The following is a 13,928-nucleotide window of genomic DNA, read 5'->3' as shown; positions in this document are numbered from 1 at the left end:
TCAGTCGCTGGCCGAGCCGCGAAGCGCGAGATCGCCGCGCGCCGCCCTGATCGCGGCCACGGCCGCCTCGATCTTCATCTCGAGCAGCTTCCGCCCGCGCTCCGGGGAAGCCCGTGCCGGATCGCCGTCCGCCCCGGTGGGCTCGGACCAGGCGGACCGCCCGCCCCGGCGCTCCAGCTTCACCCCGGCGGGATACGCCGCCAGGAGCTCCGCCGTATCCTGGATGCCGCCGTGACGGCCGATGGAGGCAGGGGTCTCGCCCTGCGACCTGAGCCAGGCGAGTTGCGCCTCGTCGGCCGCGTAGCCCTGCACGCTCACCACCCGAACGCCCTCGCGGGCCCATTCGCGCCCGAGCCGTTCCGCGACCGCATTCTGTGCCGGCAAGCTCCCGCCGTGATCTGCGATGAAGCAGATCGTCCGGAAGCCGGCCGCCTTGAGCGAGCGCGCGATTCCCTCCAGCGTGCCGGCGAACACCTCCTCGGGAACGCCGAGGGTGCCCGGAAAGCGCAGGTGACCCGCGGGGGGATTGTACGCGCCCTGGGGCACGAAGGAGACTACGGGGGTGACGAGCGTGCGGCCGAGCGCCGCCGCGATCCGCTTGGCCGTGTAGGCGACGATCCGGTCGTGCTTGCCGAGGACGAGGTGAGGCCCATTCTGCTCGATCCCGCCCGACGGAACGATGGCGGTCGTGTAGCCGTGCTCGACCATGGTGCGCACCTCGACCCAGGTCAGCTCGGCGAGCTCGACCTGGTCCGGCAGGGGCGCCGTCAGGCTTCTCGGAGACAGCGTGAGGAGGCCGGCGAGTGCCGTCGCGGCTGCCAGGAAGAACATTCGGCGCTGGCGTTCGGCTGCCGGGCTGCGGCTCTGTGCTCTGAGCATCTGGGCGGCGCGAGGTGGGACGCTCCGGATCGAGCCTCTGCGCCGGTTAAGGAGCGGTGAAGCGGTCCCTTATCCCGCATGTTCCAGATGCGGTCAGGGGCGCGTTAACGGCTCTCGACGACAATTCCGGCCATGATCGAGGCCTATCTCCTCCCCGTCGCCGAGAATGTCGGCGGCACGATCGTGAGTATCCTTCCGGGCACTCTCGCGCTCGCGGTGATCTTCACGGTGCTTCACTGGCTTGCCGAGCCTTGCAACCGGGGCCTGCCCTGGTGGCGGAAGCCCGGCCTCGTGACCGACTTCGTCTTCATGTTCGGCCTGCCCATCCTCGGCGGCTGGGTGCGGGTCTTCTTCCTCATCTTCGGGGCGCTGTTCATCTATCGGATCGGCCCGGACGAACTCGGGGCTTTCTTCAGAGGTGGACACGGGCCGTTGGCCGGTCTTCCGTTCTGGGTTCAGGTCGCGGTCTTTCTCGTGCTCGGCGACCTGATGATGTACTGGACGCACCGTCTCTTCCACGGCGCGTCCCTCTGGCGCTATCACGCGATCCATCACGCGCCGGAGCATCTCGACTGGACCTCCGCGACGCGGTTCCACCCCGTCAACATCTTCTTCCACAGCGTGCTGGCGGATGCGGTGCTGCTGCTCCTCGGCATCTCCCCGGAGGTGCTCGTCTATCTCGCACCGTTCAACGTCGCGATGTCGGCCTTCGTTCATGCCAATCTCGACTGGACGCTCGGGCCGTTTCGCTACGTCATCGCCGGGCCGGTCTTCCACCGCTGGCACCATACAGACCCGGCGCGGGGCGGCATGGCGAACTTCGCCCCGACCTTCCCGGTCTTCGACCTGATCTTCGGCACCTTCTACATGCCGAAGGGCGAGCTGCCGGACCGCTACGGCGTGGACGACGAGCACTTCCCGGAAGGGCTCACGGCCCAGCTCCTCTATCCGTTCCGGAAGGAGAGGGAGGCCAGGCCCGAGGACGCCGAAGCGCAGGCCCTGCCGGCGCGCTGACCGGCCGGCCTTGCGAGCCGCTGTCGGGCGGAACCGAACAGCGTTCCGCCTTATTCTGCTGCCTTTGATGCGGCATCCGAAGGCGCGGAAGCATGCGGCGCACGACATTGCTGAGCCTCGCGGCCCTGCTGCTCATGCTCGGCGCGAGCCTTGTCGCCTGGCGCCTGATCTCCGCCCCGACGGTCCTGCGGGTCGCGGTTGGTCCGCTGGCCAGCGAGGACGCCCGGCTGGTCGCTGCGGCGGGACAGTATCTCGCCCGCGAGCACGAGGCGCTGCGGTTGAAGATCGTGGCGACCGAAGGGGAGGCCGAGAGCGCGCGGGCTCTCGACGAGGGTAGGGCCGATCTGGCCGTCGTCCGGACCGACGTCGCCATGCCCGAGAAGGCTCAGGCCGTTGCCATCCTGCACCGGGACGCGGTCGTGATCGTGGCTCCGCCCACGCGAGGCATCGCGACCATCTCCGATCTGCGGGACCGCACCGTGGGGATCGTCCGGCGCATGCCGGCGAACCTGCGCCTTCTGGAGCTTCTGCTCGCCCATTACGAGCTGCCGAAGGAGAGCGTCCGGACGATGATGCTGGACGGGCCGGAGCAGGTCGAAGCCGCGCTCAGATCGGGGCAGATCGACGCCGCGCTCGCGGTCGGGACCGTGACCGGCCGGACGGTGATCGCGACCGTCACGGCCGTGACTGCCGCCGGCGACGGAGCCGGACCCGTCTTCCTCGCTGTCGGCGAGGCCGAGGCGATCGCCCAGCCCTCGCCCCACCATGACACCTTCGACATCGTCCGAGGCGCCTTCGGCGGCACGCCGCCCCGTCCGACCGATACGGTGAAGACGCTCGGCGTCAACCATGTCCTGGTTGCCGCCACTTCCCTTCCGGACGCGGACGTGTCCGAGCTGACCCGGCTTCTCTTCACCCTCAGGCCGGTGATCGCCCGCGACATCCCGCTCGCGAATCGGATCGAGGCGCCGGAACTGGAGAACGGGCCCTCCACGCTGACCGTCCATCCAGGCGCGGTTGCCTATTACGAAGACGAGGTCCTGAGCTTCTTCGACCGCTACAGCGACTGGTTCTATCTGGGCCTGTTCGCCGTTTCCATTCTCGGCTCCGGGCTCGCATGGATCGCCTCGCAAGCCTTCACCCACCAGCGGGCCAGCACGCTGAGCCTGCTCGACCGCGTCCTGGAGATCGTCCGGCAGGCGCGAACGGCCGACCGTCTCTCCGAGCTGGACGAGCTGGAGCGGGAGACGGACGATATCCTCGGGGTCGCCCTCACCCATGCCGGCACCGGCCGGCTTGACCAACACGGAGTCTCCGCCTTCACGCTCGGGCTCGACCAGGCGCGCCATGCCATCGCGGAACGGCGGCGCGCGCTCGGCCGGTCCCGCCAGCGGCTCGGGCGGGCCGCAGAATAGCCGCGCGTCCGGCGGCCCGTTGCCGCAACGGACCGGACGTATTATGTGCGGTGCAGCGTCAACACATCGTCGGCTGCGTTCGCCTGGTCCCTCCCCGGGAGCCGGGCCGGCCGTTCGCACGCGGACAGCAAAGACCCCATGAGCCTGCGTAACATCGCGATCATCGCGCACGTCGACCACGGCAAGACCACTCTGGTCGACAAGCTTCTCCAGCAATCCGGCTCGTTCCGCGAGAACCAGCGCGTGGCGGAGCGGGTGATGGATTCCAACGACCTCGAGAAGGAGCGCGGCATCACGATCCTGGCCAAGGCGACCTCGGTCGTCTGGAAGGACACCCGCATCAACATCGTCGATACGCCCGGCCACGCCGATTTCGGCGGCGAGGTGGAGCGCATCCTCTCCATGGTGGACGGCGTGATCGTGCTGGTCGACGCGGCCGAGGGCCCGATGCCGCAGACCAAGTTCGTGGTCGGCAAGGCGCTGAAGATCGGCCTTCGTCCGATCGTGGCGATCAACAAGGTCGACCGCCCGGATGCTCGCCCGACCGAAGTGATCAACGAGGTCTTCGATCTCTTTGCGGCGCTCGACGCCACCGACGAGCAGCTCGACTTCCCGATCCTCTATGGCTCGGGCCGCAACGGCTGGATGTCGACCGCCCCCGAGCAGCCGGAGGATGCGAGCCTTGCCCCGCTCTTCGACCTCGTGCTCGAGCACGTGCCCCCGCCGAAGGTGGAGGACGGTCCGTTCCGCATGCTCGGCACGCTGCTGGAGGCGAACCCTTTCCTGGGTCGCATCATCACCGGCCGCATCGCGTCCGGCACCGTCAAGCCAAACCAGACCGTGAAGGTCCTGGACCGCGACGGCAAGGTGGTCGAGACCGGCCGCGTGTCGAAGATTCTCGCCTTCCGCGGCATCGAGCGTCAGCCCATCGAGGTCGGAGAGGCGGGCGACATCGTCTCCATCGCCGGACTCGTGAAGGGCTCCGTCGCGGATACGTTTTGCGATCCCTCGGTCGAGACGCCCATCCAGGCACAGCCGATCGATCCGCCGACCGTGACGATGTCCTTCATCGTGAACGACTCGCCCTTGGCCGGCACCGAGGGCGACAAAGTCACGAGCCGCATGATCCGCGACCGGCTGTTCAAGGAGGCCGAGGGAAACATCACCCTGAAGATCGAGGAATCCTCCGACAAGGATTCCTTCTACGTCTCCGGCCGCGGCGAGCTGCAGCTCTCCATCCTGATCGAGACGATGCGCCGCGAAGGCTTCGAGCTCGGCGTCTCGCGCCCGCGCGTCGTCATGCAGAAGGACGAGGCGGGCAATCTCCTCGAGCCGGTCGAGGAGGTGGTCATCGACGTCGACGAGGAGCATTCCGGCATCGTCGTGCAGAAGATGTCGGAGCGTAAGGCGGAGATGGTCGAGATGCGCCCGTCCGGGGGCAACCGCCTCCGGCTCGTCTTCCATGCCCCGACCCGCGGCCTGATCGGCTATCAGGCCGAGCTGATGACCGACACGCGCGGCACCGCGATCATGAACCGCCTCTTCAAGGCCTACGAGCCGTACAAGGGCGAGATCGCCGGCCGCACGAACGGCGTCCTGATCTCGAACGACAACGGCGAAGCGGTCGCCTATGCGCTCTGGAATCTCGAGGATCGCGGCCCGATGGTGATCGAGCCCGGCTGGAAGGTGTACCAGGGCATGATCGTCGGCATCCACACCCGGGACAACGACCTCGAGGTCAATGTCTTGAAAGGCAAGAAGCTGACGAACATCCGCACGACCTCGAAGGACGAGGCCGTGCGGCTTACGCCGCCGATCAAGATGACGCTCGAGCGCTCGCTGGCCTGGATCCAGGACGACGAACTCGTAGAGGTCACTCCGAAATCGATCCGGCTGCGCAAGGCGATCCTCGATCCGAACGACCGCAAGCGGGCCGAGCGCCAGAAGGACGCGGCGGCCTGACGTAGGTTCCGGCGACAGCACGCCGCTGCCGCATCCTCGGAACCTTTGGCCGGTAAGGCACGCTCTCTGCATCTGCGCGCCACGTGCACGGCAGCCGGAACCGACGATGGCTCACTTCCCGGTGGCAATCCGCGGGGGATCGGTTAACACTTCCTTAACTTCTGTTGAGGCGGTGAGATGAGCAGCTCGACGGGCCCGATCAGCCTCGTGCTGACCGTAGCGGCGGTGTTCAGCGCGGGCGTTCTCTGGACGGCCGGAATCGCCCAGCTCAAGCCGAAGCCGGCGGGTACGACGGCCGCGCCGGAGGCCGTCGCGGGCGTCTGCGACGAGTGGGTCTTTCCTTATGTTCAGCGCGGCTGTGCCGGCACCAGGGCGGAGTCGCCTCGCCCCCCCGTGACGGCCGAACGGACCTCTCCATCCCCGGCAGCGGCATCCCAACCGATATCTCGTTACGAGGAGGCACGTGGCGCCGAGACTGGATCGGTCCGTCCATCGGATGCGCCGTCAGTTCCTGCTCGGGCCGAAGCAGCTGCGGCCGAGCCCGCGGAGGCTGCGCCGCTCAAGATCGCGCAGGCGCCCCGTCCGGCGCCGCCGCCCACGCTCCCGGAATCCGTGCCGCCCGCCGAGCCCAGGACGGAGCCGGCCAAGAGCCTGGAACCGGCCGCGCCGCCGAAGCCGCGCCGCCCGGTTCAGTCGATCAAGCTCGCCGAGCCGACCGAGAAGCCGGCAGCGAGCGAACGCAAGGAGCCTCCTGCTCGCAACGTCCGGATCATCCCGATCGACCGGACCTACCTCTCCGCCGTTCCGCCCGTGGTTCCGGGCGAGGGCAGTGAGCTCGTAGAGGCGAGCGAGCCCGGGAATCCGGCACGCATCGGCGTCGGCCGGCCACTCGAAGCTACGGCACAGACCACTCCGGCCGCTCCCCTGGTACCGGCCGCCCAGCCCTCCCGGGCCTTGGCCGAGGCCGCCCGTCGCTCTCCGGCCGGCGAGCCTGACACGGGCACCGCAAGGCTCCCTTCGCCTCAACCGGCGCAGGCCGAGCGGCCGGCCGCCCCGGGCGATGTCGCCGCCTCGACGCTTCTCGCAGCGCAGCAGCTCCGCCCGGCCGCGGCATCTCCTGCCGTCATCGCGCCCGCCCCACCGGCCCAGCTCGTACCGGCCACAGCAGGCGCGACCGTGCTCGTGCCCTCGCAGGCGGCGCCGGGCCAGAGCGTCGCGCCCGCGTCGGACGTTGCTCCGGGGGCAAACGTCGCGGCGGTGCCCCCGGTTATGGTCGCCCCGGCGGGAACCGCCGCCGCTCCGGCCGCTCCTACATCGGCGCCCGTTTTCGCCAATGAGAGCCGCGAGGCAGTGGCCGTGACGTCTCTCCAGGCCGGTGCTCCGGCGGGAGGCCCCGTGACCGTTACGGTACCGGATCAGCCCGGCCCGGCAGGGGAGACCGCATCGGCGCAGCCTTCCGAACGGCGGCTCACGGCGCGGGAGCGGCGCGAACTCGCCCGCATCGAACGCGAGGAGCGGCGCAGGGCAGAGAGGGCTGCTCGGCTCGAACAGGTTGCCAGGGCAAAGGAGGCCGCCCGGGAAGAACAGGTTCGGCTCGCGGCCGAGCGGGAGGCGCTGCGAGCCGAGGCTGAAGCCAAACGGCTCGCCGAGCAGAAGGCCAAGGAAGCCGAACGCGCCCGACTCGCTGCCGAGGCGGAGGAAGCCGCAAAGACTCGTCTCGCCCAGCAGGAGGCCGCCCGCGCCGAAGCGGATGCCAAGCACGAGGCCGACAGGAGGGCAAGGGAAGCGGAGCGCACCCGCCTGGCCGCCCAGGCGGAGAAGGCGGCAGCCGAGCGGCGCGCGCGCCGCGATACCGCCCGTGCTGAGGCGGAGGCGCGCAGGCATGCTCAGCGCGAGGCGCGCGCTGCACGCCGCGGCCGCCACCTGGAAGCCTACAACCCTCATCACCGCTACGATCCGCCCTACGAAGGCCGCCGCGGGCGGCCGGCCTATGGCGAGTGGGTCTATCCGGATGCGCCGGTCCGAAGCCGGACCTATGTCGAACGCCGGCGCTACTACACGGAGGGCGCGCCGCCGCGCGGCTACTATGTGCGGCGTCCGGTCGGCGGCATCCTGGGCTGGCTGAGCGGCGAATAGGCCGCGCCGTCAGTTGCCCCGCCGAAGCGGGCGGCCGGTCTCGTAGAGGATGACCGGGCGCGGCCCGGCGAAGCTGATGCCGAGATCGAAGCTTGCCGCCCCGCTAGCCCGGCGTCCTGTTGTGGGGTTTGCCACTCGGTAGTCGATGATCGAGCGGACGGCGCAGCGCCGCGTCTCGCCGTTGCAGATCACCTGCATGGAGCCGGGCCGGTGCCGGTAGGACCGGACGGGCCAGCGCCGCACCGCCCGCCGCTTCTCGGCCGCGAGTCCCCGCCAGTCGAGGCTGCGGCCGTAGAAGGTGACCCGCGGGCCATAGACATAGGGTACGCCTTCGATCGAGAGATCGCCGCTGGACGACCAGACCGCGAGATAGCGTTCCGCGATCGTGGCGGAGCGCTCCCGCATCTCCGCAAGGCTCTGCCCGAAGGCGGGGCCGGCAAGTAGGAGGCAGGTCGCCGGGATAATGGCGCGGAGAGATGGGGCCGTTCGCATGCTCGGGCTCGGGTCGGGCCAGCATCAATGCCCGGGGCGGTCGACGGTGCCGTCCGTCCGTCCGGGCCGCTCCAGACGCTTCACGGCCGTGATCGGCCCGAAGCTCTTCTCCCGGATGCGGTGCTCGGCTTCGGCCAGCTCCTCGATCGCGACCGCCATGTGATGGCCGTTGGCATGCAGAAGCCGTGCTTCGTCCAGCATGATGCCGACATGGCCGTGCCAGAATACGAGGTCGCCCCGCCGGAGGCCCGGATCCGGTCCGACCTCGGTCCCGAGGGCGCTCTGCTGCATGTCAGTGTCGCGCGGCGCGGCCATCCCGGCCATAGCGAGCGAGAGCTGGACCAGGCCGGAGCAGTCTAGCCCCAGACTGGTCTTTCCGCCCCAGAGATAGGGCGTTCCGACGAGCCGTTCGGCCACCGCGACGAAATCCGCCGCGTGTTCGTGCATCTGGCTGAGGTGACCGCCGAAGACCCAGCCGCCGGTTGACAGGCGGACATACTCGTTCCTGACCTCGACCGGGGTCACGACCGCGCCGAGCGAGAGGAAGGCGCTGTGCGGCAGCTTCAGGTTCGGACCCGGGTAAACGAAGCTCCGCAGCGCCGTGACCCTGTGTGTCGGGGCCGGGGCGGCCGGGCCGAGCGCCTCGCTCGGCATGTAGCCGACATAGCCGTCGCTTCCGAGTTGCACCCAGGCATAGCCCTCATGCTCGTCATAGACGGTCACCGGATCGCCCATAAGAACTTCGGTGTCGAGCGGCGCGTCGGGATAGGGCTCGCGCCGGAGCGGAGCAGAGGGAGCCGTGACCCTGCGTGCCGCGCCCGCGACATAGCGCGGAGCGTCGACGAGGCCGCGCAGGCGCTCGTCGGCGAGGTCGGAGCGCGCCGGCGTGAGGCGCTTGTCGAAGGTGGCCATTGCCCCGGGACCATCCAGCATGACGGGTTAACGTGCCTGCTCAGGAGGCGGGATATCGCTCCTTCAGCAGGGCATAGACGAGGCGCGCCGCCTGCACTTCGCCCCCTTCCGGCCGAGCCGGCTTCGCTGAAGGGTTCCAGCCATAGATGTCGAAATGAAGGTAGGCCCTCGCAGCCGTCACGAAGCGCGCCAGAAAGAGCGCCGCCGTGATCGAGCCGGCAAAGCCGCCGCTCGAGACGTTGCTCGTGTCGGCGATCTTGGATTCGAGCATCTTGCCGTAGGGCTGCCACAGCGGCAGCCGCCAGACGGGGTCTCGCACCGTGCGGGCAAGACGCGCGACGTCCTCGGCCAGAACGTCGTCCCGCGTATAGAACGGGGGGAGCTCCGGCCCGAGCGCCACGCGCGCCGCGCCGGTGAGCGTTGCGAAATCCACCATCAGCTCCGGCGCCTCCTCGTCGGCCAGCGCCAGCGCATCCGCCAGGATGAGCCTCCCCTCCGCGTCCGTGTTGCCGATCTCGACCGAGAGCCCCTTTCGGCTGCGAAGCACGTCGCCGGGCCGGAAGGATGCGCCCGAGATCGCGTTCTCGACAGCCGGGATGAGCACGCGCAGGCGAAGCTTCAAGCCCGCGCCCATGACCATGTCGGCCAGCGCGAGCGCCGTCGCCGCCCCGCCCATATCCTTCTTCATCAGCAGCATGGCCGAGGAGGGCTTGATGTCGAGCCCGCCGGTGTCGAAGGCAACGCCCTTGCCAACGAGCGTGACCGGCGGTGCCCCCTGCTCCCCCCAGACCATGTCGACGAGGCGGGGCGCCCGCTCGGCGGCGCGCCCGACCGCGTGGATCATGGGGAGATCCGCGTCGAGCAGGTCGTCGCCGGTCGTGACGCGGATCTCCGCCCCGTGCCGCTCGGCCAGACGCCGCGCCGCCTCCTCGATTCCGTCCGGTCCGAGGTCGTTCGCCGGGGTGTTGATCAGGTCGCGCCCCATCGCGACGGCTTGCGCGATGCGGCTCAGCTCCTCGCCGTCGACGCCCTCCGGGAGCAAGAGCCGGACATCCTTGCCGGGCCGCTCGCGATAGCGGTCGAACCGATAGGATCCGAGCGCGAAGCCGAGAGCCGCGAGCGCCGGCTCGTCAGGCGGGTCCGCGAGCCGGTACGTTCCTTCGGGGAGAGAGGTCGCCAGACGGGCCAGATCGAAGGGATCCGTCGCGTCTTTCGCCCCCATCCCGACCAGGACGGATCCCACCGCGCCGGACGCGTCGGGGACGGGCGCGAGGCTGCCGGCCTTGCCGTCGAACCCGATCGCCTCCGCATAGGCGCGGCCGATCGGATCGAGCTCGGCCGCGAGTGCCGGCCACCGCTCCTCCGTCGTCAGCCGGACAGGGACGGCGTTCTCGCCGGAAAGGGCGAAGGCGTGGTGGAGCATCGGCGGAGGAGCTTAACGGGGCGTTAGGGTTAACGAACTACGACCGGAGCGGAGATCGTCCGGGGTTCCTGTCATGGCCTTCACCCCTCCGCAACCGCTCGCCGTATGCGCCCGCCTTGCCGGGGCGGGACTCCTCGCGCTGTGGCTCGGGGGCTGCCTCGGCCGGGGCGCGCCGGAGACGACGGGCTCCGTCGCGTCCACCGCTCCGGTCTCGGAGAGCTCGCTTCGCCAGTCCTCCGAGGCGCTCGGGCAGAGGTTCGAGGCCAATCCGGGCGACGCCGAGACGGCCGTGGCCTATGCCGGCACGCTGCGAAAGCTCGGCCAGCACGCTCAGGCGGTCGCCGTGCTGCAGCAGGCGGCGATCCGCAATCCGCGCACGCTCTCGGTCCTGGCGGCCTACGGAAAAGCGCTCGCCGAGGCCGGGCGGCTCAAGGAGGCGCAGGAGGTCCTCGCCAAGGCGCATCTGCCCGAGCGGCCCGACTGGCGCATCCTGTCGGTCCAGGGTACGGTCGCCGATCAGCTCGGCGACTTCGTCGGAGCCCAGCGATACTACGAGGCCGCGCTCCGGATCGTCCCGGGCGAGCCCTCGGTCCTCACCAATCAGGGCCTCTCCTACGCGCTTGCGAAGCGTCTGCCCGAGGGCGAGGTGATCCTGCGGCAGGCGGCCCTCCATCCGCGGGCCGACGGGCGGGTCAGGCAGAACCTCGCGCTCGTACTCGGTCTGCAGGGCAAATTCGGGGAGGCCGAAGCCGTGCTGCGGCAGGACATGCCGCCCCAGGAGGCCACCCAGACGCTCGCATCCATCAAGCGGATGGTAGCGCAGCCGAACAGCTGGAAGGCGCTGCGGCAGCAGGCCGAGGTCAAGCCCGCAGCCGAAAAGACCGGCCAGAACGGGTAGCGAGAAGGCTGCTGCCCCGCTAGGTTCGCGGGGAATGGCGGACGCTCCCGAACCTCGCATCCTCCCCTGCGGCGACGCCGCGGTCGCGGTCGAGTTCGGGGACGCCATCGATCCGGCCCTGAACGCGCACGTGCTGGCGCTCGACGCCGTGCTGGCCGGTCGTCCCTGGCTCGTCGAGACAGTCCCGACCTACCGCTCTCTCCTCGTCCATTACGACCCGACCGCCATCGGCTTCGCAGAGCTGGCCGAAGCGCTCGTCGAGGCGTCTCGAACGGCCGGCACAGCGCCCGCGAGCGGCGCCACCTGGACCATCCCGGTCGCTTATGGCGGCGAACACGGGATCGATCTGGAGGCGACGGCGGCCGTCCACGGCATCACGCCGGACGAGCTGGTGCGCCGCCATTCGGCGCCGACCTATCGGGTCTACATGATCGGCTTCTTGCCGGGTTTCGCCTATCTCGGCGGGCTAGATCCCACGATCGCAACGCCTCGCCGGACGACGCCGCGGCTCAGGACGCCGCCGGGCACCATCTCCATCGGGGGCGTCCAGGCCCTCGTTGCCTCCATCGAGGCGCCCTCTGGGTGGCATCTCCTCGGCCGCACGCCCGTGCGAAACTTCATGCCGGGCCGCGACCCGGTCTTCCTGCTCCGGCCCGGCGACCGGGTGCGCTTCCGCAGGATCGATCCCGAGACCTTCTCCGAGCTCGACCGTGCGGCGGCCGCGGGTGAGATCGTGGCAGAACCCGCTACATGACCCGGTTGATCGTCAGGTCGTGCGGGCCGATGACGAGCCTGCAGGATGCAGGCCGGGTCGGCTGGCGGCGGTTCGGTGTCTCGAGTTCGGGCGCCATGGACCGGCTCGCGCTCGCGCACGCCAACGTGCTCGTGGGCAACGGGCCGGGGGCGGCCGGGATCGAGATGACCCTGATGGGCGGCCTCTACGAGGCGGCCGACGAAATGGTGCGACTGGCCGTGGCGGGCGCACCCGCGGCGGTCTCCGCGGCTGGGCGGCCGGTCGCGCCCGGGACCTCCGTCACGCTGAAGCCGGGCGAAACCCTCTCCGTCGGTCCGGCCCAGGCGGGCGTCTTCATGTATCTCGCGGTGGCCGGCGGATTGGCGGTTCCGCCGGAACTCGACAGCCTGTCGCTCCATCCGCGAGCCGGGATCGGCGGGCTCCATGGCCGTCCGCTCCGGGCAGGGGACGAACTGCCGCTCCGGGATATCGCGCCCGCCGGCCCCGAACTCGCGCTCGACCCGGTCCTCTTGGACCCGGACGCGCCCATCCGGGTCGTGCTCGGGCCGCAGGCCGACTATTTCGGCGAGGAAGCTGTCGCGGCCTTCCTCGACACCAGCTACGTCGTCTCCCCCGAGGCCGATCGGATGGGATACCGCCTCGCCGGGCCTCCCATCGCCCATCTGCACGGCTTCAACATCGTGTCGGATGGGATCGTCGCGGGCTCCGTCCAGGTGCCGGGCTCGGGCGTGCCGATCGTCATGATGGTGGATCACCAGACCACGGGGGGATACCCTAAGATTGCGACCGTAATCACGCCCGATCTCCGAATTCTGGCGCAAAGGCGCCCCGGCGCTCCGGTCAGGTTCAGGGCGATCCCGATCGAGGAGGCGCAGGAGCTCGCGCGAGCCTATGCGGATTGCATCGCAAATCTGTCTCGTGCGGCCAAGCCGATCCGGGGCGTGGTGCCGGATGTGGAGGCGCTGCTTGGCCTCAATCTCGCCGGCCATGCCTCGAACGCCCTCGCACCGGAGCCGTGACCCGCGCCGGCCGGGCTTGCAGCCCCTCGCACAGTGCGGCACCTCTGTTGCTAAGGCCGTTGCCGCCGTCAGGAGAGCCTCATGTCCCGTATCGTGTTCCTCAACGGGTCCTTCGTGCCCTTCGAGGAGGCCAAGATCCCGGTGATGGACCGGGGCTTCCTGTTCGCGGACGGGATCTACGAGGTGGCCGCGGTGCTGGACGGCCGGCTCGTGGACAACGAGGCCCACCTCGCACGCCTCGACCGCTCGCTCGGCGAGATCCGCATCCGCAATCCCTACTCCAGCGCCGAATGGACCAGGCTCGAGGAGGAGCTCGTCCGGCGCAACAACCTGGCCGAAGGGCTCGTCTACATGGAGGTGACGCGCGGGGCGGCGGAGCGGGATTTCGCCTTTCCGCCCGCGGACACGCCGCCCACGGTGGTCATGTTCACCCAGCCGAAGAACATCCGCCACTCGCCGCTCGCGCAGACCGGGATCGCGGTCATAACCGTGCCGGACCAGCGCTGGAAACGCCGTGACATCAAGTCCGTCGGACTGCTCGGGCAGGTGCTCGCCAAGCAGGCCGCGGTCGAAGCCGGCGTGGGTGACGCCTGGATGGTGGAAGACGGCTACGTCACGGAAGGCTCGTCCTCGACGGCCTTCATCATCACGCCCGAGAAGCGGCTCATCACGCGGCCGCTCTCCAACGCCGTCCTGCCCGGGATCACGCGCCTCGCGGTCATGAAGCTCGCCAAGGAGGCGGGGCTTGCGGTCGAGGAGCGGCTCTTCACGGTCGAGGAGGCGCATGGAGCGGAAGAGGCCTTCGTCACGAGCGCGTCCTCCATCGTCATGCCGGTCGTCGCGATCGACGGGAAGCCCGTCGGGACGGGCAGGCCAGGCCCGCTCGCACTCCGGCTGCGGGCGCTCTATTTCGAGCTCGCCGAGGCGCCGGCCAAGGCCGCCTGAACGGCTTCTCTGCCCGGAACCTGCGCGCTCGGCGCGCGGTTGACCGCCAAACGCCCTCGGTCCGCTGCCGGACGGCAGC

12 protein-coding genes are annotated in these 13,928 nt (G+C 69.8%); 8 read left to right on the top strand and 4 right to left on the bottom strand.

Annotated features, from left to right (window positions below; all coding sequences use genetic code 11):
* Window positions 1-831 (bottom strand): creatininase family protein, encoded by an 831-nt coding sequence (locus HJG44_RS14840; RefSeq protein ID WP_171219166.1) that lies wholly within the window; start codon window positions 829-831, stop codon window positions 1-3.
* Between the two features lie 183 nt (window positions 832-1,014).
* Here HJG44_RS14840 and HJG44_RS14835 point away from each other — a divergent pair, with 183 nt between their 5' ends.
* The 4 genes from HJG44_RS14835 (at window position 1,015) to HJG44_RS14820 (ending at window position 7,406) form a co-directional block, all read left to right on the top strand.
* Window positions 1,015-1,893: a sterol desaturase family protein gene (locus tag HJG44_RS14835; protein ID WP_430395071.1), complete on the top strand. Its 879-nt coding sequence runs from the start codon at window positions 1,015-1,017 to the stop codon at window positions 1,891-1,893.
* A 92-nt stretch (window positions 1,894-1,985) separates the two neighbouring features.
* Complete coding sequence (locus HJG44_RS14830; protein ID WP_171219164.1) at window positions 1,986-3,308, top strand: TAXI family TRAP transporter solute-binding subunit; 1,323 nt, start codon at window positions 1,986-1,988, stop codon at window positions 3,306-3,308.
* A 138-nt stretch (window positions 3,309-3,446) separates the two neighbouring features.
* Window positions 3,447-5,270, top strand: a complete 1,824-nt coding sequence (gene typA, locus HJG44_RS14825) for a translational GTPase TypA (protein WP_171219163.1) — start codon at window positions 3,447-3,449, stop codon at window positions 5,268-5,270.
* Between the two features lie 177 nt (window positions 5,271-5,447).
* Window positions 5,448-7,406, top strand: coding sequence for a hypothetical protein (locus tag HJG44_RS14820; protein ID WP_171219162.1), 1,959 nt, complete (start codon window positions 5,448-5,450; stop codon window positions 7,404-7,406).
* Window positions 7,407-7,415: 9 nt separating this feature from the next.
* On the opposite strand, the gene HJG44_RS14815 is transcribed toward HJG44_RS14820, so the two are convergent.
* The 3 genes from HJG44_RS14815 to HJG44_RS14805 are packed head-to-tail and all read right to left on the bottom strand — an operon-like array spanning window position 7,416 to window position 10,233.
* Window positions 7,416-7,898, bottom strand: coding sequence for a hypothetical protein (locus HJG44_RS14815; protein ID WP_171219161.1), 483 nt, complete (start codon window positions 7,896-7,898; stop codon window positions 7,416-7,418).
* Window positions 7,899-7,922: 24 nt separating this feature from the next.
* Window positions 7,923-8,810, bottom strand: a complete 888-nt coding sequence (locus HJG44_RS14810) for a C40 family peptidase (protein ID WP_171219160.1) — start codon at window positions 8,808-8,810, stop codon at window positions 7,923-7,925.
* Window positions 8,811-8,850: 40 nt separating this feature from the next.
* Window positions 8,851-10,233, bottom strand: coding sequence for a leucyl aminopeptidase family protein (locus tag HJG44_RS14805; protein WP_171219159.1), 1,383 nt, complete (start codon window positions 10,231-10,233; stop codon window positions 8,851-8,853).
* Window positions 10,234-10,306: 73 nt separating this feature from the next.
* On the opposite strand from HJG44_RS14805, the gene HJG44_RS14800 reads away from it, so the two are divergent.
* The 4 genes from HJG44_RS14800 to HJG44_RS14785 all read left to right on the top strand — a co-directional run bounded on the left by HJG44_RS14800 (window position 10,307) and on the right by HJG44_RS14785 (window position 13,849).
* Window positions 10,307-11,131, top strand: coding sequence for a tetratricopeptide repeat protein (locus tag HJG44_RS14800; protein ID WP_171219158.1), 825 nt, complete (start codon window positions 10,307-10,309; stop codon window positions 11,129-11,131).
* Between the two features lie 34 nt (window positions 11,132-11,165).
* Window positions 11,166-11,885: a 5-oxoprolinase subunit PxpB gene (gene pxpB, locus HJG44_RS14795; RefSeq protein WP_171219157.1), complete on the top strand. Its 720-nt coding sequence runs from the start codon at window positions 11,166-11,168 to the stop codon at window positions 11,883-11,885.
* A complete protein-coding gene (locus tag HJG44_RS14790) occupies window positions 11,882-12,904 on the top strand; it encodes a 5-oxoprolinase subunit C family protein (protein WP_171219156.1) in 1,023 nt (340 codons plus the stop codon). The genes pxpB and HJG44_RS14790 overlap by 4 nt, the downstream gene beginning before the upstream one ends.
* Window positions 12,905-12,985: 81 nt before the next feature.
* A complete protein-coding gene (locus tag HJG44_RS14785) occupies window positions 12,986-13,849 on the top strand; it encodes a D-amino-acid transaminase (RefSeq protein ID WP_171219155.1) in 864 nt (287 codons plus the stop codon).
* Window positions 13,850-13,928: the final 79 nt, after the last annotated feature.

Source organism: Enterovirga aerilata, assembly GCF_013044135.1.
GTDB lineage: Bacteria > Pseudomonadota > Alphaproteobacteria > Rhizobiales > Beijerinckiaceae > Enterovirga > Enterovirga aerilata.
This window is presented reverse-complemented; position numbering and strand designations above follow the sequence as displayed.

What these genes read in the sequence shown, in the direction of transcription:
- HJG44_RS14840 (WP_171219166.1), bottom strand. Translation starts at nt 831, where the DNA reads ATGTTCTTCCTGGCAGCCGCGACGGCACTCGCCGGCCTCCTCACGCTG.
- HJG44_RS14830 (WP_171219164.1), top strand. Translation starts at nt 1,986, where the DNA reads ATGCGGCGCACGACATTGCTGAGCCTCGCGGCCCTGCTGCTCATGCTC.
- typA (WP_171219163.1), top strand. Translation starts at nt 3,447, where the DNA reads ATGAGCCTGCGTAACATCGCGATCATCGCGCACGTCGACCACGGCAAG.
- HJG44_RS14820 (WP_171219162.1), top strand. Translation starts at nt 5,448, where the DNA reads ATGAGCAGCTCGACGGGCCCGATCAGCCTCGTGCTGACCGTAGCGGCG.
- HJG44_RS14815 (WP_171219161.1), bottom strand. Translation starts at nt 7,898, where the DNA reads ATGCGAACGGCCCCATCTCTCCGCGCCATTATCCCGGCGACCTGCCTC.
- HJG44_RS14810 (WP_171219160.1), bottom strand. Translation starts at nt 8,810, where the DNA reads ATGGCCACCTTCGACAAGCGCCTCACGCCGGCGCGCTCCGACCTCGCC.
- HJG44_RS14805 (WP_171219159.1), bottom strand. Translation starts at nt 10,233, where the DNA reads ATGCTCCACCACGCCTTCGCCCTTTCCGGCGAGAACGCCGTCCCTGTC.
- HJG44_RS14800 (WP_171219158.1), top strand. Translation starts at nt 10,307, where the DNA reads ATGGCCTTCACCCCTCCGCAACCGCTCGCCGTATGCGCCCGCCTTGCC.
- pxpB (WP_171219157.1), top strand. Translation starts at nt 11,166, where the DNA reads ATGGCGGACGCTCCCGAACCTCGCATCCTCCCCTGCGGCGACGCCGCG.
- HJG44_RS14790 (WP_171219156.1), top strand. Translation starts at nt 11,882, where the DNA reads ATGACCCGGTTGATCGTCAGGTCGTGCGGGCCGATGACGAGCCTGCAG.
- HJG44_RS14785 (WP_171219155.1), top strand. Translation starts at nt 12,986, where the DNA reads ATGTCCCGTATCGTGTTCCTCAACGGGTCCTTCGTGCCCTTCGAGGAG.